Origin of the sequence: Micromonospora sp. C81 (assembly GCF_018070425.1) — a bacterium.
In the GTDB taxonomy this organism is placed as follows: Bacteria; Actinomycetota; Actinomycetes; order Mycobacteriales; family Micromonosporaceae; genus Micromonospora; species Micromonospora zamorensis.
Genome location: NZ_JAGPXS010000008.1, coordinates 239484 through 260672, shown reverse-complemented (window position 1 = coordinate 260672; position 21189 = coordinate 239484). Strand labels below are relative to the sequence as shown.

The following is a 21189-nucleotide window of genomic DNA, read 5'->3' as shown; positions in this document are numbered from 1 at the left end:
CCCGACGCGGGTCCGCATGCCGGGCCGGCAGACCGGCCCCTGGTCAACGCCATCGGAAGCGACGTGACAACAGCCGAGGAGGCCACACCATGCCCCGCGACACGACGAATCCCGTGACCGAGTACCGCGAGCCGGCGGTGGAGAGCGAGCGGGGTGCGCTGGTAGCGGTGTTGGTGATGGTGATTCTGGGCGTCGCTGGGATTTTTGCGGTCTCCTGAGGCGGCGCCGGCGCTCCCGTGGTGAACCGGGGGCGTTGGCGCCGATCTCAGTGGTGACGCGGGGTCAGGGCCGGGTGCCCTGACCGCCGGTGTGCGGCAGTCGCTCGGTGGGGATCACGCCGAGCCGGCCGGCCTGGAAGTCCTCGAATGCCTGGAGCAGCTCGTCCCGGGTGTTCATCACGAACGGGCCGTACTGTGCCACCGGCTCCCGGATCGGCTGGCCGCCCATGATGTAGAGGTCCAGCGCGGGGGTGTTGCTGTCCTGCGTGGTGTCGGCGCTGAACCGCAGCGCGTCACCCGGGCCGTGCACCGCGAGCTGACCGGTACGCACCGGCCGCCGGTCGGTGCCGACCGTGCCACGACCACCCAGCACGTACACCAGGGCGTTGAAGTCGGGCTGCCAGGGCAGGTCGACCTGCGCCCCCGGCTGCACAGTGACGTGCGTGATGGTGATCGGGGTGAAGGTCGACCCCGGGCCCCGGTGCCCGGCGACCTCGCCGGCGATGACCCGGATCAGCGCACCGCCGTCGGGCGTGGTGAGCAGCGCCGACTCCCGACCTCGGATGTCCTGGTAGCGGGGCGGGTTCATCTTGGCCGAGCGGGGCAGGTTGACCCAGAGCTGGGTGCCGTGGAACAGCCCGCCGCTCATCACCAGGTGCTCCGGCGGCGCCTCGATGTGCAGCAGCCCGCTGCCCGCCGTCATCCACTGCGTGTCGCCGTCGGTGATGGTGCCACCGCCGCCGTTCGAGTCCTGGTGGTCGAAGACCCCGTCGATGATGTAGGTGACGGTCTCGAAGCCGCGGTGCGGGTGCCAGGGGGTGCCCTTCGGCTCGCCCGGCGCGTAGTCGACCTCGCCCATCTGGTCGAGGTGGATGAACGGGTCCAGGTCGGTGGTCGACACCCCGGCGAAGGCGCGACGGACCGGGAAGCCCTCACCCTCGAAGCCGGTGGGCGCGGTGGTCACCTTGCGCACCGGGCGGAAGGTGGTGGACCCCTCCAGCCGGGGCAGGCGGGGAAGGACGAGGACGTTGTCAACGGTGATCGCGGGCATCGAGGGCTCCTAGCTCGTGGCGTGGGTGGTCGAGCCGGCCCGGGACGCCCGCAGGCGGTCACCGATCCGGCCGAAGACCCGGGTGAGGCAGGCGACCTCGGCGTCGTCGAGGTCGTCCATCAGGTAGGTGCGCACCGACGCAAGATGGTGGGGTGCGGCATCCCGCAGGGCGAGCAGCCCGGCGGCGGTGAGGACCGCCTCGCTGCCGCGTCGGTCGTCCGGGCAGGGCTCCTTGCTGACCATGCCCCGGCGCTGCATGGAGGAGATCTGGTAGGTCAGCCGGCTGGGCGAGAAGATGAGCCGGCTGGCCAGCTCACCCATCCGCAGCCGCTGCCCCGGTGCCTCCGAGAGCAGGACCAGCACGTGGTAGTCGGCGAAGCTGAGATCGCTCTCGGCGCGCAGGTCCTCTTCCAGTTGCGTGTAGAGACGCTGGCTGGCCTCGATGTAGGCGCGCCAGGCGGCCTCTCGGGTGCTGTCCAGGCTCTCGGTCATGCCCATGACGATAGCACTCCTTCAAAATTTAACTAGTGCCGCAAGGCGTCTCCTGGATCACGTTCTCGGCCGTGTGGGCACCCGGTTGTGCAGCTTTGAAGGAAGCTGACGCTAAACCGGCGGCGCGGTGGTGACGTGATGTGCCAGACTCCGGCCTCGTGGAACACGTGCAACTCACCGCCGCCGACCTGTTGCTGCGCCCCTGGCGGGACGAGGACGCCCCGGCGGTCCGCGACGCCCTGCGCGACCCGGCGATCGCCCAGTGGAACCCGCAGGGCGGCGACCCGATCGATGATGAGGTCGCGCTGCTCTGGGTTCGCCGCCGGGCCGACTGGTCCACCGGTGGCCATGTCTCGATGGCGGTGACCGCCGCGACCGACGGCGAACTGCTGGGCTCGGTGTCACTGCACCACATCCGCGACGGAGACGCGTCCATCGGTTACTGGACGATGCCCGCGGCGCGAGGGCGTCAGGTTGCGGTGCGGGCCGTCGTCCGGCTCACCGACTGGGCGTTCACCGACCTGCGGCTGCACCGGGTGGAGCTGTGCCACGCGGTCGCCAACCCGGCCTCCTGCCGCGTCGCGGACCGGGCCGGCTACGCGGCCGAGGGGACGCTGCGCGAGTCGTACCGTTACGGCGACGGCCGCCGCTACGACGAGCACCTGCACGCCCGCCTGGCCACCGACCCTCAGATCACTCGTTGACCTTGCGCAGGAACGCCGCGAGGGCGGCCCGGACGTGGTCGATCCTCTCCGGCAGGGGCAGCGGGTCGGGCATCGGCGGCCCGGCGTGCTTCTTCTTCCGCACGTAGAGCGAGCAGGCCAGGTCGGAGCACATGTACGTGCCCACGGAGTCGCCCTGCCGCCCACCCGGCCCGGCCTTACGGGCGGTCATCAACGAGACGCCGTCGCCGAGGTGTGTGGTCAGGCAGAGCGAGCACATGCTGCGCCGCACGCGCCCGATCTGGTGCGTCGCCGCCCGCAGCGCCACGCCGACGAGCCTGCCGTCGGACTCGGCGAGCAGGTAGGCCCGCTGCGGTGCGGCCTGGTCCCGCCAGCCGAAGAAGTCGAGGTCGTCCCAGGGGCGCGTCCCGAGATCATTCGGTACGGCCATCCGCTTCGCCTCACCCTGGGTGCAGTTGACGAAGGATTTGCGGATGGCGGATTCGGTCGGCTCTAACATAGGTAGTACCCTAGCTCTCCTAGGCAAACGATTATTACGGCTAGGTTTGGGGTGTGGTGCATGGCACGTGCAGGGGTTACCGCCGAGCGCCTGACCCTGGTCGCGGCCGACCTGGCCGACGAGGTGGGCGTGGAGAACGTGACCGTTGCCGCGCTCGCACGCCACTTCGGGGTCAAGGACGCGAGCCTGTACTTCCACATCAGGAACGGGCGGGACCTGCGGGTCCGGATCGCCCTGCTGGCCCTGGCGGAGCTGGCCGACAGGGTGGCCACCGCACTCGCCGGCCGGGCCGGCAAGGACGCGCTGGTGGCCTTCGCCAACGCCTACCGGGACTACGCGAGGCAGCACCCCGGTCGGTACGCCGCCATGCAGACCGACCTCGACCCGGAGACGGCCGCGGCGAGCGCCGGTGTCCGGCACGCCGAGATGACCCGGGCCATCCTGCGCGGCTACCGGCTCTCCGAGCCGGACCAGACCGACGCGGTACGGATGATGCACAGCACGTTCCACGGGTTCGTCAGCCTGGAGCAGACCGGCGGCTTCCGGCACACCCCGCGTCCGACGGACGACTCGTGGTCCCGGACGTTGGACGCCCTCGACGCCGTCCTGACCAACTGGCCGCCACGCTCAAGTGCCGCCGCGTGACGGCATAGGCTCGGTGGCGTGGATGATCTGGAGCTGGCCGACTGGCGGGAGCGGGTCGCCCGCCTGTACCTGTCCGACGTCGACCTGACCGGGTTCCGGGCGGGGCGCGACGAACTCTTCGCGACCCACCCGCAGAGCCCGATCCCACCAGCGGAACGGGTCGGCTTCTCCGGGGTGCGCTATTTCCCGCCCAACCCCGACGCCGTGGTGGAGGCGCCGCTGCGGGCGGCCAGCGGAGAGCTGCGGATCGACACCGGCGGTCCGGACGGGGTGGTCGCGTACCGACGGGTCGCGGTGGCCGAGACACCGTGGGGGCCGCTGACCCTGTGGTGGATCGAGGCGTACGGCGGCGGCCTGTTCGTGCCGCTACGGGACGGCACCTGCGGGCGGGACACCTACGGGGGAGGCCGCTACCTCACCGACACGGTGAAGGGGACCTTCGGCCGAGGCGTCGAGCTGCTGCCCGGCGACCGCGTCCGGCTGGACGGCAACTACCTCTACAACCCGAGCTGTGCCTACGACGACCGCTGGGCCTGCCCACTGGCACCGCCGGAGAACCGCGTCGAGGTCGACATCCGCGCCGGCGAGTTGACGTACCACGACTGAACGGCCGCCCCGGCGTACTGCCGGGACGGCCGGTCGATCGTCGCTCAGCGGTTGTTCGCGGCCGGGTTGGGCATCTGCATCCGGCCCAGCAACTGGCGGGCCTGGTCGGCGAACTGCGCGTCGACCGTCACCGCGTACTGGCCGGCCCGCAGTGAGCTGGCCGAGGTGAAGTCACGCTGCCCGCCCGTCATCGCGTGTGCGACAGCGCCGAACACGGCGCCCCAGATCGCACCGATGACCAGCCCGACAAGGATCACTGCCAGCCAGTTGCCGACGGTGAAGATGCCGAACAGCAGGCCGATGAAGAGACCGAACCAGGCACCGGTGCCGGCGCCGAGCAGGCCGGCGCGGCCGGTGGTCATCCGCCCGAGCACCGACTCCACCAGGGTGAGGTTGGTGCCGACGATGGCGCTGTGCTCCACCGGGAACCGGTTGTCGGCCAGATAGTCGACGACCCGCTGTGCGGCCGGATAGTCCGGGTACGAGCCGATAGTCACGGTTGGCGGTCCGGCCTGCGGCCCGTGACCGTCACCGGCCGGTGTCGCCAAACGGCCGGCCGGCCCGGATGGAAGCAGGTCGCCACCCTGTGCGCCGGGCCGCCATGCGGCGGTCGGCCCCGAAGCTGACGTCATGAGCATCCCCCCCTCGTCAGCTTCCCGGGTTCCCGCCCATGCCGAGCGGTAACGCCAGTCAGCACGGTGAGTGCCGTCCCCGAATGGGAGGAATGTGCGCGGGCGGCCCGGGTAGCCAGTCAGGTGGAGAGCGGACAAATCAGTGACTACGGGTTCCTCGCCGACGGCCGCAGCGCGGCGCTGGTCGACGCCGCGGGCTCGGTGAACTGGTGGTGTCCGGGCCGCTTCGACGCCCCGTCGGTGTTCGGGCGGCTGCTCGACGACGACGCGGGGCACTGGTCGATCCGACCGGAGGCCGACTTCACTGTCGAACGCAGCTACCTGGAGGACACCCTGGTGCTGCGGACCGTCTTCCGCACCGCGCAGGGGGAGGTCGCACTCACCGACGCGCTCGCCTTCGAGCCCGGCTCGCGAGGTCACGACATCGGGATGCACCCGCCACAGGTGCTGGTCCGCAGCGTGCAGGGACTCTCCGGTGCGGTGCCGATGCGGGTGCACTACCGGCCGCGCTTCGAGTACGGGCGCACCATCGCCTACCTGGTCGAGCGGGAGGACATGCTCGAGGCCATCGCCGGGGCCGCGCGGCTCACGTTCCGCGGCAGCGTGCGGTTGACGTGCGGCGACGAGGGCGATGCCGCAGCGACGTTCACCGTCCGCGCCGGCACGACCCACAACTTCACACTCGGGTACGCCCCGACCTACGACGCCCCACTGCCGGAGGTGCCGGACGCCGACCAGACGATCGCCGACACCGTCGCCGGCTGGCGGTCCTGGGCCGCCGAGCACGACTACCAGGGCCTCTACGCCGAGGAGGTGCGGCGCAGCGGGCTGGTGGTGCAGGGCATGACGTACCGGCCCAGCGGCGCGGTGGTGGCCTCGGTGACCACCTCGCTGCCGGAGAAGCTCGGCGGGGACCGCAACTACGACTACCGCTACGTCTGGGTGCGCGACTTCAGCCACACCCTGCGGGCGCTGTGGCGGTCGGCGTGCTTCGACGAGGTGCGGCGGCAGTTCGCCTGGTTGGGCCGGGCGATGGGCCGGGTCAGCGACCAGCCGGTGCCCATCATGTACGGGGTCCTGGGGGAGCGGGACCTCACCGAGCATCGGCTGGACCAGCTCGGCGGTTACCGCGACAGCCCGCCGGTGGTGACCGGCAACGACGCGTGGCGGCAGCGGCAGAACGACATCTACGGGGCGGCCATGGACGCCGCCTGGCTGATGCGGGACCAGCTGGAGCCGTTCGACACGGACGTCTACCACGTGCTCCGGGTGCTCGCCGATCAGGCCGAGCAGGACTGGAAACAGCCGGACGCCGGGATGTGGGAGGAGCGTGGAGTGCAACACCACCACGTGTCCTCCAAGGTGGAGTGCTGGGTCGCACTGGACCGGGCGGTCCGCTTCGGCGACCAGCTCGGCGGCCCGCAGGACCTGGCCCGCTGGACGGCGGCCCGGGACGAGGTGCGCGCGGCGATCCTCGAGCGGGGGTGGAGCGACCGGCTCCAGTCGTACACCGGGATTTTCGATTCCGACGAGCTGGACGCGTCGGTGCTGGTGATGCCGCTGGTGGGTTTTCTGCGAGCCGATGACCCGCGGATGCGCTCGACGGTCCGCGCGGTGGAGCGGCGGCTGTCGCACGACGGCCTGCTGCGGCGCTGGGACGGCGACCCGGCGGGCTTCGTCATCTGTTCGTTCTGGTTGGTGAGTTGCCTGGCGTTGGCCGGTGAGCGGGACCGGGCGCACGCGTTGTTCCGCGATCTGGCTGCTCGGGTCAACGACCTGGGCCTGTTCGCCGAGCAGATCGACCAGCAGACCGGGGAGCAGTTGGGCAACTTCCCGCAGGCGTTCTCACACATCGGCCTGATCAATGCCGCCGGTGTGCTCACCGACGTCGAGCAGGACCCGACGTTGCGCGAGTGCGGGATGCCCCCGGCGCATTTCACCCCGCCGCGTCGCTGACCCGTACTTTCGTCAAAGCTTGGCCAGTTTCGATACGTTCACGCAGTCGCGTCCCCGGGCGGGCGGCCGCGGCACGGGGGAGAATGCCTGCATGCGGTTGGTGCTCACGGCGGACACCCACGTACCGAAGCGGGCCCGGGACCTTCCCGAGCCGCTCTGGGCGGCGATCGAGGCGGCGGACGTGGTCGTACACGCCGGTGACTGGGTGGACGAGGCGTTGCTGGACGCCATGACCGCGCGGTCGCGCCGGCTGATCGGGGTGTACGGCAACAACGACGGCCCGGCGCTGCGCGCCCGGCTGCCGGAGGTGGCCCGGGTCGAACTCGACGGCCTGCGCGTCGCAGTGGTGCACGAGACCGGGCAACGGACCGGTCGTGAGAAGCGGTGTGCGGCCCGGTTCCCCGATGTCGACCTCCTGGTCTTCGGGCACTCCCACATTCCGTGGGACACCGAGGCGCCGGGCGGGCTGCGGCTGCTCAACCCCGGCTCACCCACCGACCGGCGCTCGCAACCGCACGCCACCTACCTGAGTGCCACCATCAGTGCCGGCCGCCTGGCCGAGGTGGAGCTGCACCGGCTGACCCGCGGCTGACCGCCGGCCACGGTGCTGGCCCGGGGCGTGATCGACTCCGCTTCCCTGATCTCGCGGTGTCCAGGACTCGCGGACACGCCATGGTCGCGGAAGCGGAGTCGACCAGTGACTACTGGCCCCGGCCCGTCTCGGCCTGGAGCTCGTCGATGCGCTTGGACGCCTCGGCCTTGGTCAGGTCGTCCGGAAGATCCGCGTTGGCCTCGCGGGCCAGCGTGTTCAGGTAGGACTCCTGAGCCGCGGTGGGCGGCTCGTCACCGGTGACCCATTCGTCCGGGTCCTTGATCGCGGCATTCTGGTCGGCCTGCTCGTTGCGGCGGTCCGTCATTGTCATCATCCTTTCTTCGAACAGGTGTGCCAGTACCCTCGTCGGTGGTGGTTCATGCGCCGCCGCCGCCACCTACGATCACCGGATGAGTGTGGACCGAACGCGCGTGGTGGTGGTCGGAGCGGGCATCGCCGGGGTGGCCTGTGCGGTCGAGCTGACCCGGGCCGGGGTGCCGGTGCAGGTCCGGGAGCGCGGCCACGTCCGTGGCGGCCGGATGGCCAGCAAGCGCTTCGAGGGCCGGCCCGCGGACATCGGCGCCGCGTACTTCACCGCCAGCGACCCGGACTTCGCCGAGCTGGTCGAGCAGTGGCGCGCCGCCGGGCTGGTCCGCGAATGGACCGACACGTTCCAGGCCTACGACCGGGCCGGCCGCCAGGAGGTGCCCGGGCCGATGCGCTTCGCCGCCCCGCGTGGGCTGCGCTCCCTGGTCGAACACCTGGCCAGCGAGGTGCCGGTCACCGTCGACAGGCTGGTGCTCACAGTGGAGCCCGGGCCGACAGTGGACGGCGAGTCGTGCGCGGCGGTCGCCCTGGCCATGCCGGGCCCGCAGGCCGCCCTGCTGCTCGACCCGGCCCTGACGGCCGCCACCCAGCTCGTGCAGGCGCAACGCTGGTCGCCGACGCTCGCCGCGGTGCTGCGGTTCCCGACCCGCCGCTGGCCGGACTTCCGGGGCGCGTTCGTCAACGACCACCCGGTCCTCAACCTCGTCTGCGACGACGGCGACCGACGCGGCGACGGCGCGCCGGTGCTCGTCGCGCACACCGTGCCGGAGTTCGCCGCCGGGCATCTGGCCCAACCCACCGGGGCCGGCCCGGCCATCGAGCAGGCCGTCCGGGACCTGCTGGGACTGCCCGAGCAGGCCGCCCACGTGCACGTGCACCGCTGGACGTACGCGAAGCCGACCAGCGACGCCGGCGGCGACACCTACCACCTGGACCCCGACGGGATCGGTCTGGCCGGCGACGCGTTCGGCAAGCCCCGGGTGCAGAGCGCCTGGCGCTCCGGCAGGGACCTCGGCCGTGCCCTGGTCGCCCGCCTGACCTGAGCGGCATGCCCGGGCCCCGGGGCCGCTGTCGTAGACCTGGCCCCGGGGCGTTGACGCAGGGCTAGGCGTGCCCCGCCGCCGCGACCGGCCGGGGGTCGTCGGTGTGCCGTTCGGCCGGGTCGGAGGTCCGCTCGCCCTCCCGGTCCAGCAGTTGCATGACCGGAGTCGCCGTGATGCCGTGCACCACCACGGAGACGAGCACCACCAGCCCGACGGTCGCCCAGAGCAGCTCGGCCTGTGGAAAGTCGGCCTTCGTGGTGGCATACGCGAGGTAGTAGAACGAGCCGACGCCGCGGATGCCGAACAACGAGATGACCCAGTGCTCGGCCGGCCGTCCTGGCGCGCCGCGCAGCGACAACCAGCCGATCAGCGGTCGGATCAGGAACACCAGTGCCAGCCCGACGGCGGCCGCCGGCCAGGTCAGCGGGGTCAGCAGACCGCCCACGATCGCGCCGCCGAGCAGCAGCAACAGCACGAGGGTGAGCAGCCGTTCGACCTGCTCGGCGAAGTCGTGCAGCACCGAGTGGAACTCGTGGGTCCGCTCGGCGGCCCGGATCGCCCGGGCGGCCACGAACACCGCCAGGAAGCCGTACCCGCCGACCACCTCCACCAGCCCGTACGCGAGGAACGTGGCGGCCAGCGCCAGGAAGCCCTCGGCGTGCCGGGCCAGCCGCAGCTCGCTGGGCGCGCGGAAGAACAACTTGCCCAGCAGCCAACCGATGAGAAGGCCACCGCCGACGCCGACGCCCACCTTCCAGAGCACGTCCACCGTGAACCACTCGGCGAACCAGTCGCTCGGGGCGAGACTCGTCGAGGCGATGGCGATCGCGGCGTACACGAACGGAAACGCCAGGCCGTCGTTGAGACCGGCCTCGGAGGTCAACGCGAAGCGGACCTCGTCCTCGGAATCCTCCACGTCGGTCGGTTCGCCCACCTGCACGTCGGCGGCGAGCACCGGGTCGGTCGGGGCCAACGCGGCACCCAACAGGAGTGCGGCGGCCGGCACCAACCCCGCCCACCACCAGCCGAGCAGGGCCACCGCCGCGATGCACAGTGGCATCGCGATCGCCAACAGCCGCCAGGTGGACGACCACCGTCGCCAACTCAACGGCCGGTCAATCTTGAGCCCGGCGCCCATCAGCGCGACGATCACCCCGATCTCGGTGAGGTGGGTCGTCAACTCCGGGTGGGCCAGCGGATCCGGTGTCGGTAGCCCCACCGGCAGCAGGAACACCAGCATGCCGAGGGCGAGGAAGGCGATCGGCATGGACAGTGGACGCTGCTCCAACACCCGCGGGAGGACGCCCGCGAGCAGAGCGCCCAGGCCCACCAGGGCGAACGCCACATCTACCGGCTCCACGGCACCACCTTTCAGCCCGCACCCGCGAGGTGCGGGCAGGTGGTGACAGACCATGCCCCGCAGGGCCGGTCGCTATGCGCGGACGGGTGGGTGAACCCGAGTGATCCTCACCGGGGTCGGGTGAGCGGCGAGTCCGCCAACTCGCCCAGCAGGGCGGCCGGGTCGTCGTACACCGCCACCGCGCCGGCGCCGGCCAGCTCGCCCCGACTGGTGCCGCCGCAGGTCAACCCCACGCAGGGGATGTTCAACTTGCCGGCGGCGACGACGTCCCACACCGAGTCGCCGACGAAGACCACCCGCTCCGCGGCCAACCCGGACTGCTCCAACGCGGCGACCAGGATGTCCGGTGCGGGCTTGCTCTGCTTCGCGTCCGCCGAGGAGGTGACAGTGTCGATCACGTCGTCAACGCCCAGTGCCCGACGGAGCGCGCCGACCTCGGGCTCCGAGGCGGAGGTGGCGAGCACCACCCGCAGCCCTCGCTCGGCGCAGGCGCGCAGCAGGTCCGCCGCCCCGGGCAGCGGCGTGAGTCGTTCCCAGTACTCGGCATAGAGGGTGTCGTGCGCGTCGCGCAGCTTCGTGTCGGCGTCGCGGTCCCGCTCCGGGCCGAGCAGGTGATCCAGGAGTTTGTCGGAACCCATCCCGATCGACCGGTGCACCATCGCCATCGGCACCGGCTGATCGGTCTGCCGCAGTGCCTCCCACCAGCTCACGGTGTGCAAATAGGTGGTGTCTACCAGGGTGCCATCGACGTCGAAGAAGACTCCGGCGGGCTCGTCGGTACGCATGGGCGTCCTCCTACCCTTCGGGCTCTCAGGAATGCGCGGCTGGCGGCGTGAGGATTTCGAACCAGACCGTGGAGCCGCGGACCGACGGGTCGGTGCCCCAGGCGTCGCTGAGCTCCTCGATCAGACCGAGCCCGCGCCCACGACTGCTCAACGTGTCGGTGCGGGCCCGGGTCACGGTGCCCCGGGTGCCGGAATCGGCGACCGAGACCAGCAGCCGCTCGGGGCTGAGGTCGATCTCCACCCGGGCGGCGGTGCCGGCGTGCAGCAGCGCGTTGGTCGTCAGCTCGCTGGTGCACAGCACCGCCGCACCGATCACCGACTCGGGCACCTGCCACTCGGTCAGCTGGCCGGTCATCCAGTGCCGGACCCGGCTGGGGGCGGTCGGCTCCGCGGGCACCTCCATGCTCGCCGAGCGACTCGGCTTGAGCGCGTGCTCGACCGCCAGCACGGCCACGTCGTCCTCGGTGCCGCCCGGAACCGCGGCGGTGGCCACCGCGCAGAGGGCGCGTGGGTCGCCACTGCCGGCCTTCGCGACGGCGTCACTGAGGGTAGTCAGCCCGGCGGTCAGGCTCTGCCGGCGACGTTCCACCACCCCGTCGCTGAACAGCAGCAGGGTGTCGCCCGGGCGGAACTCGACAGTAGTGGTGCCCGGCCGGCCGCCCAGACCGAGCGGGGGCCCGGCGGGAACATCCACGTACTCGGCGTGGGAGCGGCCCTCCGGGTCGCCCCGGCGGATGAGCGGGGCGGGGTGGCCGGCACTGGCCAGGGTCAGCTGCCGCCGCTCCGCGTCGATCACCCCGAACACGACGGTGACGAACAGCTCGTGGGTGCCGGCCTCCACGCCCAGGCTGGTCACCAGCCGGTCCAGCCCGGCCAGCACCGCGTCCGGTGCCGGGTCGGACAGGGCCAGCGCGCGCAGCGCGGCCCGGACCTGCCCCATCCGCGCGGCGGCCTGCACGTCGTGCCCGGCGACGTCGCCCAGCACCACGCCCAGCGTGCCGTCGGGCAGCAGGAACGCGTCGTAGAAGTCGCCGCCGGCCGCGTTGCCGTCGACCCCCGGGTCGTAACGGGCCGCGATCCGCAGCCGGGGCAGGTCTGGCAGGTGCTCCGGCAACATGCTGCGCTGCAACAGCTGGGCCGTGCCGTGCTGGGTCTCGAAGCGGCGGGCCCGCTCCGCGGCCTGGCCGATCAGCTCGGCCGAGGCGGCCAGCAGTGCCCGCTCGGCGGGGGACCAGGTGTGCGGGACCTGGTAGCCGACCGCCAGCCCGCCGCGCACCACCGAGGTGCCCAGGGGCAGGGCCGCCATCGAGCGGATCTTCTGGTCGTGGCGGTCCACAGCGGTCTCCCGCAGCGGTTGCCCGTCCCGAACGAACGACGGGCCGCCGGAGCGCGCCGCCTGCACCACCGGGGCCGACCAGTCCGCCGGAGCGCGTCGCCAGAGCGGGGGAAGTCGCTCGTCGGCCTCGTCCAGCAACTCGCCACGGACCCGGCGCACCATGCGCCAACCGCCACCGCCCTCGTCGACCGCGAACGAGACCTGGTCGGGGTCGAACGTGGTGATCGCGTAGCGCAGCGCCACCCGGGCCACGTCGTCGAGGGTGAGCGTGCCGGCGAGCGCCGCAGCCACCTCGCTGAGGCTCTGCAACTGCTCGGTGACGTGGGTGGTCTCGGCCGCGACCGCCAACACGCCGACGATCTGCCCGGCGCTGTCGCGCACCGGCGAGTAGCCCCGGGTGAAGACCGCCTGCTCCACGGTCGGGGAATACCCACGAACCAACGGCAGGGTGGACTCCTTCTCCAGGAACGGCTCGCCCTGCCGGTAGCTGCGCTCGATCACCTCACCCACGCCGGGCAGCGCCCAGATCTCCGCGAACACCTCCGCTGCCGGGCGGCCGAGGGCGCTCGGGTGCTTGGTGCCCAGCAACTCGGCGTAACCGGCGTTGTAGAGCAGCACGAGGTCGTCGCCGTACGCCAGGGCCATCGGCATCGGCGAGGCGAGGATCAGCTCGACCACGACCCGGATCGCCATGTCCCAGCTCTCGGGCGGGCCCAGCGGGGTGTCGGCCCAGTCGTGGGCGAGCACGGCAGCGGCCGCACCGGAGCCGGTGGGTGCACCCGGGCCCGGGGTTGCTGGCATGGGGACTCGCCCGACCGTTCCTGGCATGTCCGCAGCCTAGTCGGCCGACCGGAAAAGGCATCCGATCATGGCCGTGGGCTGTCACGCCCCCGGTCGCGGTGGCCGTTCGGGCAGTTCAGGGCCCCTGTTCGGCAGCTTGTCGCAAAAAACGCGGCGCTCTGCGCGGAGTGCCGCACCGGTAGCCGGGTATGCGCCCGGCGCAGTCCATGCGACAGGAGGGACATCATGCTGAAAACCCTCGCGGTCCGGCAGGCCGACATCGGCGATGCCATCGCCGACACCTGGAGGTCGGTGCTGCTCTTCATCCCGAAGGCAGTGGCCTTCATCGTCATCCTCGTGGTCGGCTGGCTCATCGCCAGAGCCGTCCTCAAGATCGTGGATACGGTGCTGGAACGGGTGCACTTCGACCAGGCCGTCGAACGTGGCGGCATCAAACGGGCCCTGGAGAGAACGAAGTACGACGCCAGCGACATTCTGGCCAGACTGGCGTACTACGCCGTACTGCTGTTCACGCTGCAGTTCGCCTTCGGAGTCTGGGGGCCCAACGCGATCAGTGACCTGATCAGCGGCGTGGTGTCCTGGCTGCCACGTGCGTTCATCGCGATCGTCATCGTGGTGGTGGCGGCTGCGATCGCCAACGCTGTCCGGGATCTGGTCACCGGGGCGCTGGGCGGGCTCTCGTACGGCAAGGTCCTGGCCGACCTGACGGCGATCTTCATCATCGCTCTCGGCGTGATCGCCGCGCTGAACCAGGTGGGTATCGCCACCACGGTGACCACTCCGGTGCTGATCGCGGTGCTCGCCACTGTGGCTGGCATCCTGATCGTCGGTGTCGGTGGCGGCCTCGTGAAGCCGATGCAGAAGCGCTGGGACGGCTGGCTGGACCGGGCCGCCCAGGAGGCCCGGGCGGTGCAGCAGCAGCGTCAGGCCACGGCGGCCGGACGGAGCGACGTGGAGCGGCAGATGGCCGACCGCGGGGGCGACCGCACCCAGGCGATGCCTCGGGTGGACGAAGCCCAGCAGTACCGCTCGTAAGGGTTCGTAACGGTACGGCGGTGGGGAGGGTGTTCCGCGTACGGCGCGGGGTGCCCTCCCCGCGCGCGTCAGGCCCCGTCGAGCGAGCGGGCCATCGCGCAGACCGCGAGCAGTCGGGTGAGCAGCCATTCCGGCTCGCTCCAGTCGACCGGCCCACCCGGCGGCGTCCACCCGTGCTCCAGGGCAGCCTCGCGGACCCCCTCGGCATAGCCGGCGAGCGCCGCGGCGGTCAGCGGTTGACGGTCCCCGTCGAGGCTGTCCCGGACGGCGGCCGCGTGCTGGTCGACGAGGGCCAGCAGCCCCGGTCGCGCCGCGGCGGCGGTCAGCCCGACAGTGCCGATGGAGACGGTGAGGGCGGCCAGGGTGGACCGCGCCGAGTCGACGGCGGTACGGGAGGCGACCCGGTTGAACGGCACACGCATGGTGACCGAGGCTAACCGACCGGTGACCGGGTCGACCTCGGCCGCTCGGCGGATGTCGGCTGCGCCACTGGGGCGACCAGTGCTGACCGCGGGGGTTGATCCGGCACAGACGGGGCAGCAGGAGAACACCCACGGATCACGGGACACGGCACGGAGGCACGGATGGGACAGCAGGCGGACGGACCGGACGAGCAGCACCAGCGGCCACCGGGGGTGAGCGACGAGACGGTCGCCGCGCTCGGCAAGCTCAGCGAGGCGCTGGAGTGTGTGGAGCGGGCCCGGGGGCACCTGTACTCCCTGCACCAGTTGATCGGGCACGCCGACCTGATGCTCGACGACGCGGTGGAGCAGTTTCGCGCCGCCGGGCATCAGCAGCTCGCCGAGCGGATCGACACCGAGTTGCTGGGTCGTAACGTCATCGCCGGGCGGTGGACGTTCCAGATCGTCGAGGACTTCGACGACGGCTACCACGCGCTGTTCCGCGAGGTGGACCAACAGGCCCGTGACGAGCTGGTGGGCGGGCGACGCCACCTCTACGAGGCGGAGATGAAGGAGCGCCGCCGCAGTCGGGGCCGGCCGGGGCACGAGGCCCGACCGGTCACCGGGGGCTAATCGCCGGTCGCGTTGGCGGGGCGTCGCCGCGCCGCGTCGTCAGCGATGATCACGATGGCCACCATCAACGCGACGCAGAGGCTGAACAGCCACGACTCGTCAGCGACGAGCCAGGCGGACACGGGTGCCTGCAGCGCGGCGAGCATGAAGCCGAGCCAGGCGAGCCGGCGCTGACGCGTGGAGAGGATTCCGGAGCCTTGATGCATCCCGAAATTCTTACGCGAACACGCCGGGTTGCCGTCCTCCGATCGGCCGATTCTGGATGAGCTGTCCGTTTTCTCGACCGTCCGGACACGACTTCTTTGCGCCGGGGGCGCTCGGGTGCCAACGGCGCTAAGGTGCCCCTGCGGCAGGATGGTGTCTCGTGTCCACCACGCCTCCACGGCCCCGTGCCTCGCTGCTCCTGCTGGCCTACCTCGCGTTCGTCAGCCTCGGCCTGCCCGACGGCCTGCTCGGCGTCGCCTGGCCATCGATCCGGGGCGACTTCGGTGTCCCGACCGAGGCGGTCGGGTGGGTGCTGACCGCCGGCACCGTCGGCTATCTCACCTCCAGCGTCCTGGCCGGGTTCACACTGGCCCGGGTCGGCGTGGGCGCGCTGCTCGCCGGGAGCACCCTGCTGGCCAGCCTGGCGCTGACCGGCTATTCCGTGAGCCCCGTGCTGGCCGTGCTGGTGGGCTGTGCGTTGCTGCTCGGTCTCGGGTCCGGCGCGGTCGACTCCGGGCTCAACGCGTACGCCGCCGGGGCCTTCGGGCCGCGCCACATGAACTGGCTGCACGCCTTCTTCGGCCTGGGCGTGGCGATCGGTCCGCTGATCATGACCGCGGTGCTGAGCGGCGGCCTGGCCTGGCGCTGGGGTTACGGCATCGTGGCCGGAGCCCAGATCCTCCTCGCCATCGCCTTCGCGCTCACCGTGCGAGCCTGGCGACGTCGCGTACCTGCCAGCACCGAGGCGGCCGACGCCACACCCGCCGAGACTCCGGCGATCGTCCGGCTTCCGGTCCGGGCGACGCTGCGACTGCCGGCGGTCTGGTCGGGGACGGTCGCCTTCGCGCTGTACGTGGCCATCGAGGTGTCCGCCGGCCTCTGGGCGTTCCTGCTGCTCACCGAGGGGCGTGGGCTGAGCGCCGCGGTGGCCGGCGGCTGCGTCTCCGCGTACTGGGGCAGCCTCTTCGTCGGCCGGGTCGTGCAGGGGGTGGTGGCCGAGCGGTTGGGGGCCGGCCTGGTGTTGCGCGCCAGCCTGGCTGGGATGGCCGTGGGCGCGTTGCTGATCGCCGTTCCCGGGCCGGCCGTGCTGGCGGTGGCCGGCCTGGTCGTGGTCGGGTTCGCCGCCGCGCCGGTGTTCCCACTGCTCACCCTCACCACCGCCGACCGGGTCGGCGCGGCGCACGCGGACCGGGCAATCGGGCTCCAGATCGGCGCGTCCGGCATCGGCGCCGCGCTCGTCCCGGCCGGCCTCGGTGTCCTGATCGGCAACACGTCGGTGCAGGTGCTGGGCTCGGCCCTGCTGGTGCTCGCGCTGGCGTTGATCGTGCTGTACGAGTGGGGCGCTCGTCGCTCGACCGGCCGGCCCACCGCACACCCGGTGCCCGCGCAGACCGGCGGGGAGGGTCAGCCGACGTCGGGGCCGGTCCGTCCGGTGGTGGACGGGCGGTAGCGGCGCTCCGGATCGGTGTCCTCCCGGCTGTTGCCCTGGGCCTGCCCCTTACGGTCGTCCGCTGCCGGCCCGTGGCCGAACGTCGCCTCTTCCCCCGCGTCGTTGCCGGTCACGTCGTCGGCCTGCCCGTCGATGCTGGAGCCGGCCACGGCCTGCTCCAGCTCTTCCAACGGAAGCCGTTTCTCGTCCCGCCACACCCTGATGTTGTCGTCGGTCATGTCTTCAGCCGTACCCGGGCGCGATGATCGCAAACGGTGGTGTGCGACAAGGCTCGGACAAGGCGATGGCCGCCAGGATTCTGGCGGCCATCGCTGTCACTGCTCAGGGTCACGGCTGGGGACGGTCCACCGACCCACGCCAGGCGCCGGTCTCCTGACCGCGCCGCTCGATGAAGGTCTTGAACCGCTCCAGGTCGCCCTTGGCGCGCCGGTCGACGATGCCGAGCTTGTCACCGGCCTGCTCGACCACCCCGTGCGGCTCGAACTCGAGCTGGAGGGTGACGCGGGTCTTGTCCTCGTCGAGCCGGTGGAAGGTCACCACACCGGCCTGCTGGGTGCCACCGGTCGAGCGCCAGGCGACCCGCTCGTCGGGGAGCTGCTCGGTGATCTCGGCGTCAAACTCACGCTTCACCCCGGCGATGTCCACCGTCCAGTGGGTCATCGTGTCGGAGAGCTGCCGGACCTCCTGCACGCCCTCCATGAACTGCGGGAACTCCTCGAACTGCGTCCACTGGTCGTACGCGGTGCGTACGGGCACGGCAACGTCGACATGTTCGGTTACGCCACTCATCAGAGAACCTCCTTCAGTCGCCAATGGTTGTCGGATCGGGGGGCGATCCTTCTCACCAGCGAGTTGTCTCGTTCTTGTTGCCGAGCGCGGCCCACACCTCGGAGACCGTCTGGTAGACGGTGCCCTCGGGCAGCCGTTCCAGCGCCGCCACGATGTCGTCGGGCGCCTCGTTCTCCCGGGCGCTGGCAATGAGCACCAGGCGGTCGCCCGGCAGCGCACTCATCGAGATGAACCGGCCGAGCCGGCTGCGCTGCTCGACGTCCGTGGAGCTCATCCCCTTCGGGGCGCCCGTGCGCGTCTCGCCGGCCGGCGCGGTGGTCACCTCCGGCTGGTCCTCGCCAGCCGGTTCCGGCACCCGCGCCTCATCGACCCGAGAGCCACCGGTCCCCGGCCCCTGCACGAGGCCGCTGACCTCCTGGCTCATCTGTTCGTCGATCCTCGGTCCGTGCTTGCTGTTGCCACGCTCCATGCCTTCTGCGCTACCCGGCACCCCGCCCGCTAAACCGGCACCGGGCCACGAACGGGCCCATGGTCCGGCCCAGAACCGGACGACCGGTCCCGAACCGGCTCAGTCGTCGGCGGGCTTTCGGGGCGGTAGCACCGGCTCCTCCGGGTCCTGGTCGCCGGCCTGCAACTGCCGACCGCGCTGCACCTCGGCGTTGATCTGCACGCCCAGCATCAGCGCGGAGTTGGACAGGTAGAGCCAGACCAGGAACGCGATGGCGGCCCCGAGACTGCCGTAGGTGGTGTCGTACGAGCTGAAGTTGGTCACGTAGAGGCCGAAACCGAAGGAGGCCACCGCCCAGGAGACCAGTGCCACCGCCCCACCCGGAGTGAGCCAGCGGAACCGGGGCTGACGCACGTTCGGCGCGATCCAGAACAGCAGCGACAGCAGCGACATCATGATCATGGCGAGCACCGGCCACTTCGCCACGCTCCACACCGTGCGCGCCAGACCACCGGCGTTGATCAGATCGCCGACCGCGTCGGTGACCGGGCCGCTCACGATCAACCCGAGGGCGACCACCGCGAGTAGCACCAGGGTGATCGCGGCCAGACCGATCTGCAACGGCCGCAGCTTCCAGACCGGCCGGCCCTCGTCCACCCCGTAGATGGCGTTGGAGGCCCGGGTGAACGCGCCGATGAAACCCGACGCGGACCACAGCGCACCGAGCAGGCCGAAGCTCAGCAGCAGCTTGGGGTTGCTCTGGTCGAGCACCACCGTGCGGATCACCCCGACCACGCCGTCCTCGTCGTCGCTGAGCACCGACCCGGCGCCCACCTGACCGGCCAGCTCGACGATGGTGTCGACGGTCTGCTCGCCGCTGGAGACCAGACCGACCAGGGCCACGATCACGATGGCGGACGGAAAGACCGCCAGGACCCCGTAGTAGGTCAGTGCGGCGGCCCAGTCCGAGCAGTTGTCGTTGACGAAGTTCTGCACGCTGCGGACCAGCACCCCGCGCCAGGTCCGCCAGCTCAGCTGCCGCATCCGGCGGGGAACCCGCGTGCCGTGTGCGCCCTCGCGCGTCGTACCGGGCTCCGTGGTCGTCATGCCCGCTCCCTGCGCCCCGGCCACCGGATGACCGGTCGTCCGGTCGGGCCTGGCCCCCGATACCCGGATCGGGAAATCGAGAAACTCACCCGGCGCCCCGCCAGTAGCGCCTATGGTTTGCCGCCGCGGCACCGGGGAACGGTCATGGTGACCCTGTCGAGACGGAGGAGGACGAGATGCCCGGGCGCGAAGACCTGCCCAGCACGCTGCGGCGCTCCCCGGAGAAGGCGCAGCGCACGTGGGAGAAGACGCACGACTCGGCGGTGGAGACCTACGGCGAGGGGCAGCGGTCGCACCGCACCGCCTTCGCCGCGGTGAAGCACCAGTTCGAGAAGGTGGGCGACCACTGGGAGCCGAAGGGCCGCAAGGGCCCGAGCGACCAGCAGGCCGCCGGCGGCGGGCCGGAACGGCGAGCACCCACCGCCGGTGGGGTGGACGCCAACGCCACCAAGGACCACCTGATGTCGGTGGCCCGCAAACTGGACGTACCCGGTCGGTCCAGCATGACCAAGCCGGACCTGGTCAAGGCCATCGAGAAGGCCAACGACCGGGCCACCCGCAAGGCTCGCGGCGACTGACCGCACAGACGACGGCACGGGCGGACGCACCACCCCTGCGTCCGTCCGTGCCGTTCACCAGTGCCCGCCGCCCGGCGCCTCGATGTGCACCGCCTTCGTGGCGGTGAACTCGTCCAGCAGTTCCGGGCCGTACCCGAAGCCCTGCCCACTGGCCCGGCGCGGGTGCGCGGCGCCACCCGGCGCGCCCCCGAACACCGCGTTGACCTTCACAGTGCCCACCGGCAGCTCGCGCCAGGCCCGCTGCGCGTGACTCATCGACGCGGTCAGCACCGTGGCGGCCAACCCGTACGGGGAGTCCGCGGCACAGCGCAGCGCCTCGTCGAACGAGTCGACGACCACCACCGGCGCGACCGGCCCGAACGTCTCCTCCAGCACCAGTGGCATGTCGTGCCGGCAGTCCGTGACCACAGTGGCCGGGTAGAACGCTCCCGGCCCGTCCGGCACCTCGCCGCCGACCAGCGCCCGAGCGCCGGCCGCAACCGCCGCCGCTACCTGCCCGTGCACGTGGTCGCGGTGCCGTCGGTCGACCAGCGGGCCCAGCTCGGTGCCCGGGTCCCGACCCGGCCCGACGCGCAGCGCCTCGGCGTGACGCGCGAGCGCGGCCACGAAGTCCCCGGCCACCTCCCGGTGCACGTAGATCCGCTCCACCGCCACACAGATCTGCCCGGCGTTGGCGAACGCGCCCATCGCGGCCTGACCGGCCGCCCACTCCGGGTCGACGCCCGCGTCGACGATCAACGGGTCGCTGCCCCCGTTCTCCAGGAGCACCTTGGCTCCGGTGCGGGCCGCGGCGGCGGCGATCGCCCGCCCGGTCGCGGTGGACCCAACGTGAGCCACCACGTCGACGTCCTGCGCCGCCAGCGCCGCACCGACCTCCGGGCCGCCGGTGAGCAGTGACAGCACACCGGCCGGCAACGCCTGGTCCAGCGCACGCGCCAGCAGCCAACCCGTCGCCGGCGTCCGTTCGCTCGGCTTGTAGAGCACCACGTTTCCGGTCACCAGGGCCGCGCCGAGCAGCCCACAGGAGACCGCAACCGGGTCGTTCCAGGGGGTGATCGCGGCGACCACACCGCGCGGCTGCGGGGTGAGGAAGTCCAGCGCGTCGGCTTCGCCGTTCAGCGTCCGCCCGCCGCGCAGCGGGGCCAGCTCCGCGTACTGTCGCAGGGTGCCGACGCCCGCCTCGACGCCGCCGCGGGCGTCCGCCAACGGCTTGCCCATCTCCGCGGTGACCGCCGCCGCCAGCTCCTCGGTGGCCGCCGCCACCGCGTCCGCGGCCCGGTGCAGCGCCGCCGCCCGCTCGGCCGGAGCGGTCGCCGCCCACTGCGCCGCCGCGTTGCGGGCCGCCTGGGTCGCCTTGCCGACCTCGTCGGCGGTGGCCACCGGCACGGTGCTGACCGGCGAGTCGTCCGCCGGGTCACGCACCACCAGTTCACCGCCGTCGCCGCCGGCGCCCCACACCCCACCCACCAACTGCGCAACCGTGTACATGCGGCGCTGGATGCCCCGGCCTCGGCGAGG

26 protein-coding genes are annotated in these 21189 nt (G+C 71.8%); 11 read left to right on the top strand and 15 right to left on the bottom strand.

From position 1 onward, the window contains the following. The first annotated feature begins 89 nt into the window (after positions 1 to 89). Positions 90 to 218 (top strand): hypothetical protein, encoded by a 129-nt coding sequence (locus KBX46_RS32890; protein ID WP_255508778.1) that lies wholly within the window; start codon positions 90 to 92, stop codon positions 216 to 218. Positions 219 to 282: 64 nt separating this feature from the next. Here the strand turns inward: KBX46_RS32890 and KBX46_RS16355 are convergent, their stop codons facing one another. Together KBX46_RS16355 and KBX46_RS16350 are read right to left on the bottom strand one after the other, a co-directional pair. Continuing rightward, complete coding sequence (locus KBX46_RS16355; protein ID WP_210793121.1) at positions 283 to 1269, bottom strand: pirin family protein; 987 nt, start codon at positions 1267 to 1269, stop codon at positions 283 to 285. Between the two features lie 9 nt (positions 1270 to 1278). Beyond that, entirely contained in the window at positions 1279 to 1761 is a 483-nt protein-coding gene (locus KBX46_RS16350) for a MarR family winged helix-turn-helix transcriptional regulator (RefSeq protein WP_088951608.1), read from the bottom strand. 158 nt (positions 1762 to 1919) lie between these two features. On the opposite strand from KBX46_RS16350, the gene KBX46_RS16345 reads away from it, so the two are divergent. Further along, a complete protein-coding gene (locus tag KBX46_RS16345; RefSeq protein ID WP_088951609.1) occupies positions 1920 to 2465 on the top strand; it encodes a GNAT family N-acetyltransferase in 546 nt (181 codons plus the stop codon). On the opposite strand, the gene KBX46_RS16340 is transcribed toward KBX46_RS16345, so the two are convergent. Beyond that, positions 2455 to 2943, bottom strand: a complete 489-nt coding sequence (locus tag KBX46_RS16340; protein ID WP_088947304.1) for an FBP domain-containing protein — start codon at positions 2941 to 2943, stop codon at positions 2455 to 2457. The two genes, KBX46_RS16345 and KBX46_RS16340, sit on opposite strands and share 11 nt — an antisense overlap. Before the next feature lie 60 nt (positions 2944 to 3003). Between KBX46_RS16340 and KBX46_RS16335 the strand changes: the two genes are divergently transcribed. Further along, positions 3004 to 3588: a TetR/AcrR family transcriptional regulator gene (locus KBX46_RS16335; protein WP_210793120.1), complete on the top strand. Its 585-nt coding sequence runs from the start codon at positions 3004 to 3006 to the stop codon at positions 3586 to 3588. A gap of 18 nt (positions 3589 to 3606) precedes the next feature. Continuing rightward, a complete protein-coding gene (locus KBX46_RS16330) occupies positions 3607 to 4194 on the top strand; it encodes a DUF1684 domain-containing protein (RefSeq protein ID WP_099852079.1) in 588 nt (195 codons plus the stop codon). A 44-nt stretch (positions 4195 to 4238) separates the two neighbouring features. Here KBX46_RS16330 and KBX46_RS16325 read toward each other — a convergent pair whose 3' ends face one another. Beyond that, a complete protein-coding gene (locus tag KBX46_RS16325) occupies positions 4239 to 4826 on the bottom strand; it encodes a general stress protein (protein ID WP_088951610.1) in 588 nt (195 codons plus the stop codon). A 123-nt stretch (positions 4827 to 4949) separates the two neighbouring features. Here KBX46_RS16325 and KBX46_RS16320 point away from each other — a divergent pair, with 123 nt between their 5' ends. Beyond that, entirely contained in the window at positions 4950 to 6782 is a 1833-nt protein-coding gene (locus tag KBX46_RS16320) for a glycoside hydrolase family 15 protein (protein ID WP_210793119.1), read from the top strand. Between the two features lie 91 nt (positions 6783 to 6873). After that, positions 6874 to 7374 (top strand): metallophosphoesterase, encoded by a 501-nt coding sequence (locus KBX46_RS16315; RefSeq protein ID WP_210793118.1) that lies wholly within the window; start codon positions 6874 to 6876, stop codon positions 7372 to 7374. A 109-nt stretch (positions 7375 to 7483) separates the two neighbouring features. Here KBX46_RS16315 and KBX46_RS16310 read toward each other — a convergent pair whose 3' ends face one another. Then, a complete protein-coding gene (locus tag KBX46_RS16310; RefSeq protein ID WP_172861994.1) occupies positions 7484 to 7699 on the bottom strand; it encodes a DUF3072 domain-containing protein in 216 nt (71 codons plus the stop codon). 106 nt (positions 7700 to 7805) lie between these two features. Between KBX46_RS16310 and KBX46_RS16305 the strand changes: the two genes are divergently transcribed. Further along, positions 7806 to 8744, top strand: coding sequence for an NAD(P)/FAD-dependent oxidoreductase (locus KBX46_RS16305; protein WP_210793151.1), 939 nt, complete (start codon positions 7806 to 7808; stop codon positions 8742 to 8744). Positions 8745 to 8805: 61 nt separating this feature from the next. Here KBX46_RS16305 and KBX46_RS16300 read toward each other — a convergent pair whose 3' ends face one another. From KBX46_RS16300 to KBX46_RS16290, 3 genes are all read right to left on the bottom strand, one after another. Beyond that, positions 8806 to 10104, bottom strand: coding sequence for a cation:proton antiporter (locus KBX46_RS16300; RefSeq protein ID WP_210793117.1), 1299 nt, complete (start codon positions 10102 to 10104; stop codon positions 8806 to 8808). Between the two features lie 107 nt (positions 10105 to 10211). After that, positions 10212 to 10889 (bottom strand): HAD family hydrolase, encoded by a 678-nt coding sequence (locus KBX46_RS16295; protein ID WP_088947312.1) that lies wholly within the window; start codon positions 10887 to 10889, stop codon positions 10212 to 10214. A 25-nt stretch (positions 10890 to 10914) separates the two neighbouring features. Further along, positions 10915 to 13053 (bottom strand): SpoIIE family protein phosphatase, encoded by a 2139-nt coding sequence (locus KBX46_RS16290; RefSeq protein ID WP_210793116.1) that lies wholly within the window; start codon positions 13051 to 13053, stop codon positions 10915 to 10917. Between the two features lie 198 nt (positions 13054 to 13251). Here KBX46_RS16290 and KBX46_RS16285 point away from each other — a divergent pair, with 198 nt between their 5' ends. Further along, positions 13252 to 14061 (top strand): hypothetical protein, encoded by an 810-nt coding sequence (locus KBX46_RS16285; RefSeq protein WP_099852092.1) that lies wholly within the window; start codon positions 13252 to 13254, stop codon positions 14059 to 14061. Between the two features lie 68 nt (positions 14062 to 14129). On the opposite strand, the gene KBX46_RS16280 is transcribed toward KBX46_RS16285, so the two are convergent. After that, on the bottom strand, positions 14130 to 14483 hold the full coding sequence (locus KBX46_RS16280) for a DUF6401 family natural product biosynthesis protein (protein WP_088951611.1): 354 nt from the start codon (positions 14481 to 14483) through the stop codon (positions 14130 to 14132). A gap of 162 nt (positions 14484 to 14645) precedes the next feature. Between KBX46_RS16280 and KBX46_RS16275 the strand changes: the two genes are divergently transcribed. Then, a complete protein-coding gene (locus tag KBX46_RS16275) occupies positions 14646 to 15095 on the top strand; it encodes a hypothetical protein (protein WP_210793115.1) in 450 nt (149 codons plus the stop codon). Here the strand turns inward: KBX46_RS16275 and KBX46_RS16270 are convergent. Next, entirely contained in the window at positions 15092 to 15301 is a 210-nt protein-coding gene (locus KBX46_RS16270; protein WP_088947316.1) for a hypothetical protein, read from the bottom strand. The genes KBX46_RS16275 and KBX46_RS16270 overlap by 4 nt on opposite strands. A 158-nt stretch (positions 15302 to 15459) precedes the next feature. Here KBX46_RS16270 and KBX46_RS16265 point away from each other — a divergent pair, with 158 nt between their 5' ends. Further along, positions 15460 to 16749, top strand: a complete 1290-nt coding sequence (locus tag KBX46_RS16265; RefSeq protein ID WP_210793114.1) for a sugar MFS transporter — start codon at positions 15460 to 15462, stop codon at positions 16747 to 16749. Here the strand turns inward: KBX46_RS16265 and KBX46_RS16260 are convergent. The 4 genes from KBX46_RS16260 to KBX46_RS16245 all read right to left on the bottom strand — a co-directional run bounded on the left by KBX46_RS16260 (position 16704) and on the right by KBX46_RS16245 (position 19093). Beyond that, on the bottom strand, positions 16704 to 16967 hold the full coding sequence (locus tag KBX46_RS16260; RefSeq protein ID WP_210793113.1) for a hypothetical protein: 264 nt from the start codon (positions 16965 to 16967) through the stop codon (positions 16704 to 16706). The two genes, KBX46_RS16265 and KBX46_RS16260, sit on opposite strands and share 46 nt — an antisense overlap. Positions 16968 to 17076: 109 nt before the next feature. Continuing rightward, positions 17077 to 17538, bottom strand: coding sequence for an SRPBCC family protein (locus KBX46_RS16255; RefSeq protein WP_088947319.1), 462 nt, complete (start codon positions 17536 to 17538; stop codon positions 17077 to 17079). Positions 17539 to 17590: 52 nt separating this feature from the next. Next, positions 17591 to 18007: a DUF2795 domain-containing protein gene (locus tag KBX46_RS16250; RefSeq protein ID WP_210793112.1), complete on the bottom strand. Its 417-nt coding sequence runs from the start codon at positions 18005 to 18007 to the stop codon at positions 17591 to 17593. A gap of 99 nt (positions 18008 to 18106) precedes the next feature. Then, on the bottom strand, positions 18107 to 19093 hold the full coding sequence (locus tag KBX46_RS16245; protein WP_210793111.1) for a YihY/virulence factor BrkB family protein: 987 nt from the start codon (positions 19091 to 19093) through the stop codon (positions 18107 to 18109). Positions 19094 to 19269: 176 nt separating this feature from the next. Between KBX46_RS16245 and KBX46_RS16240 the strand changes: the two genes are divergently transcribed. Further along, entirely contained in the window at positions 19270 to 19671 is a 402-nt protein-coding gene (locus KBX46_RS16240; RefSeq protein WP_099852103.1) for a ChaB family protein, read from the top strand. A gap of 54 nt (positions 19672 to 19725) precedes the next feature. On the opposite strand, the gene KBX46_RS16235 is transcribed toward KBX46_RS16240, so the two are convergent. Next, positions 19726 to 21159 (bottom strand): aldehyde dehydrogenase, encoded by a 1434-nt coding sequence (locus tag KBX46_RS16235; protein ID WP_210793110.1) that lies wholly within the window; start codon positions 21157 to 21159, stop codon positions 19726 to 19728. Positions 21160 to 21189: the final 30 nt, after the last annotated feature.

Excerpts from the sequence above, each read along its gene's own strand:
- KBX46_RS32890 (WP_255508778.1), top strand. The coding sequence starts at position 90 with ATGCCCCGCGACACGACGAATCCCGTGACCGAGTACCGCGAGCCGGCG.
- KBX46_RS16355 (WP_210793121.1), bottom strand. The coding sequence starts at position 1,269 with ATGCCCGCGATCACCGTTGACAACGTCCTCGTCCTTCCCCGCCTGCCC.
- KBX46_RS16350 (WP_088951608.1), bottom strand. The coding sequence starts at position 1,761 with ATGACCGAGAGCCTGGACAGCACCCGAGAGGCCGCCTGGCGCGCCTAC.
- KBX46_RS16340 (WP_088947304.1), bottom strand. The coding sequence starts at position 2,943 with ATGTTAGAGCCGACCGAATCCGCCATCCGCAAATCCTTCGTCAACTGC.
- KBX46_RS16335 (WP_210793120.1), top strand. The coding sequence starts at position 3,004 with ATGGCACGTGCAGGGGTTACCGCCGAGCGCCTGACCCTGGTCGCGGCC.
- KBX46_RS16325 (WP_088951610.1), bottom strand. The coding sequence starts at position 4,826 with ATGACGTCAGCTTCGGGGCCGACCGCCGCATGGCGGCCCGGCGCACAG.
- KBX46_RS16315 (WP_210793118.1), top strand. The coding sequence starts at position 6,874 with ATGCGGTTGGTGCTCACGGCGGACACCCACGTACCGAAGCGGGCCCGG.
- KBX46_RS16310 (WP_172861994.1), bottom strand. The coding sequence starts at position 7,699 with ATGACGGACCGCCGCAACGAGCAGGCCGACCAGAATGCCGCGATCAAG.
- KBX46_RS16295 (WP_088947312.1), bottom strand. The coding sequence starts at position 10,889 with ATGCGTACCGACGAGCCCGCCGGAGTCTTCTTCGACGTCGATGGCACC.
- KBX46_RS16290 (WP_210793116.1), bottom strand. The coding sequence starts at position 13,053 with ATGCCAGGAACGGTCGGGCGAGTCCCCATGCCAGCAACCCCGGGCCCG.
- KBX46_RS16285 (WP_099852092.1), top strand. The coding sequence starts at position 13,252 with ATGCTGAAAACCCTCGCGGTCCGGCAGGCCGACATCGGCGATGCCATC.
- KBX46_RS16280 (WP_088951611.1), bottom strand. The coding sequence starts at position 14,483 with ATGCGTGTGCCGTTCAACCGGGTCGCCTCCCGTACCGCCGTCGACTCG.
- KBX46_RS16275 (WP_210793115.1), top strand. The coding sequence starts at position 14,646 with ATGGGACAGCAGGCGGACGGACCGGACGAGCAGCACCAGCGGCCACCG.
- KBX46_RS16270 (WP_088947316.1), bottom strand. The coding sequence starts at position 15,301 with ATGCATCAAGGCTCCGGAATCCTCTCCACGCGTCAGCGCCGGCTCGCC.
- KBX46_RS16260 (WP_210793113.1), bottom strand. The coding sequence starts at position 16,967 with ATGACCGACGACAACATCAGGGTGTGGCGGGACGAGAAACGGCTTCCG.
- KBX46_RS16255 (WP_088947319.1), bottom strand. The coding sequence starts at position 17,538 with ATGAGTGGCGTAACCGAACATGTCGACGTTGCCGTGCCCGTACGCACC.
- KBX46_RS16250 (WP_210793112.1), bottom strand. The coding sequence starts at position 18,007 with ATGGAGCGTGGCAACAGCAAGCACGGACCGAGGATCGACGAACAGATG.
- KBX46_RS16245 (WP_210793111.1), bottom strand. The coding sequence starts at position 19,093 with ATGACGACCACGGAGCCCGGTACGACGCGCGAGGGCGCACACGGCACG.
- KBX46_RS16240 (WP_099852103.1), top strand. The coding sequence starts at position 19,270 with ATGCCCGGGCGCGAAGACCTGCCCAGCACGCTGCGGCGCTCCCCGGAG.
- KBX46_RS16235 (WP_210793110.1), bottom strand. The coding sequence starts at position 21,159 with ATGTACACGGTTGCGCAGTTGGTGGGTGGGGTGTGGGGCGCCGGCGGC.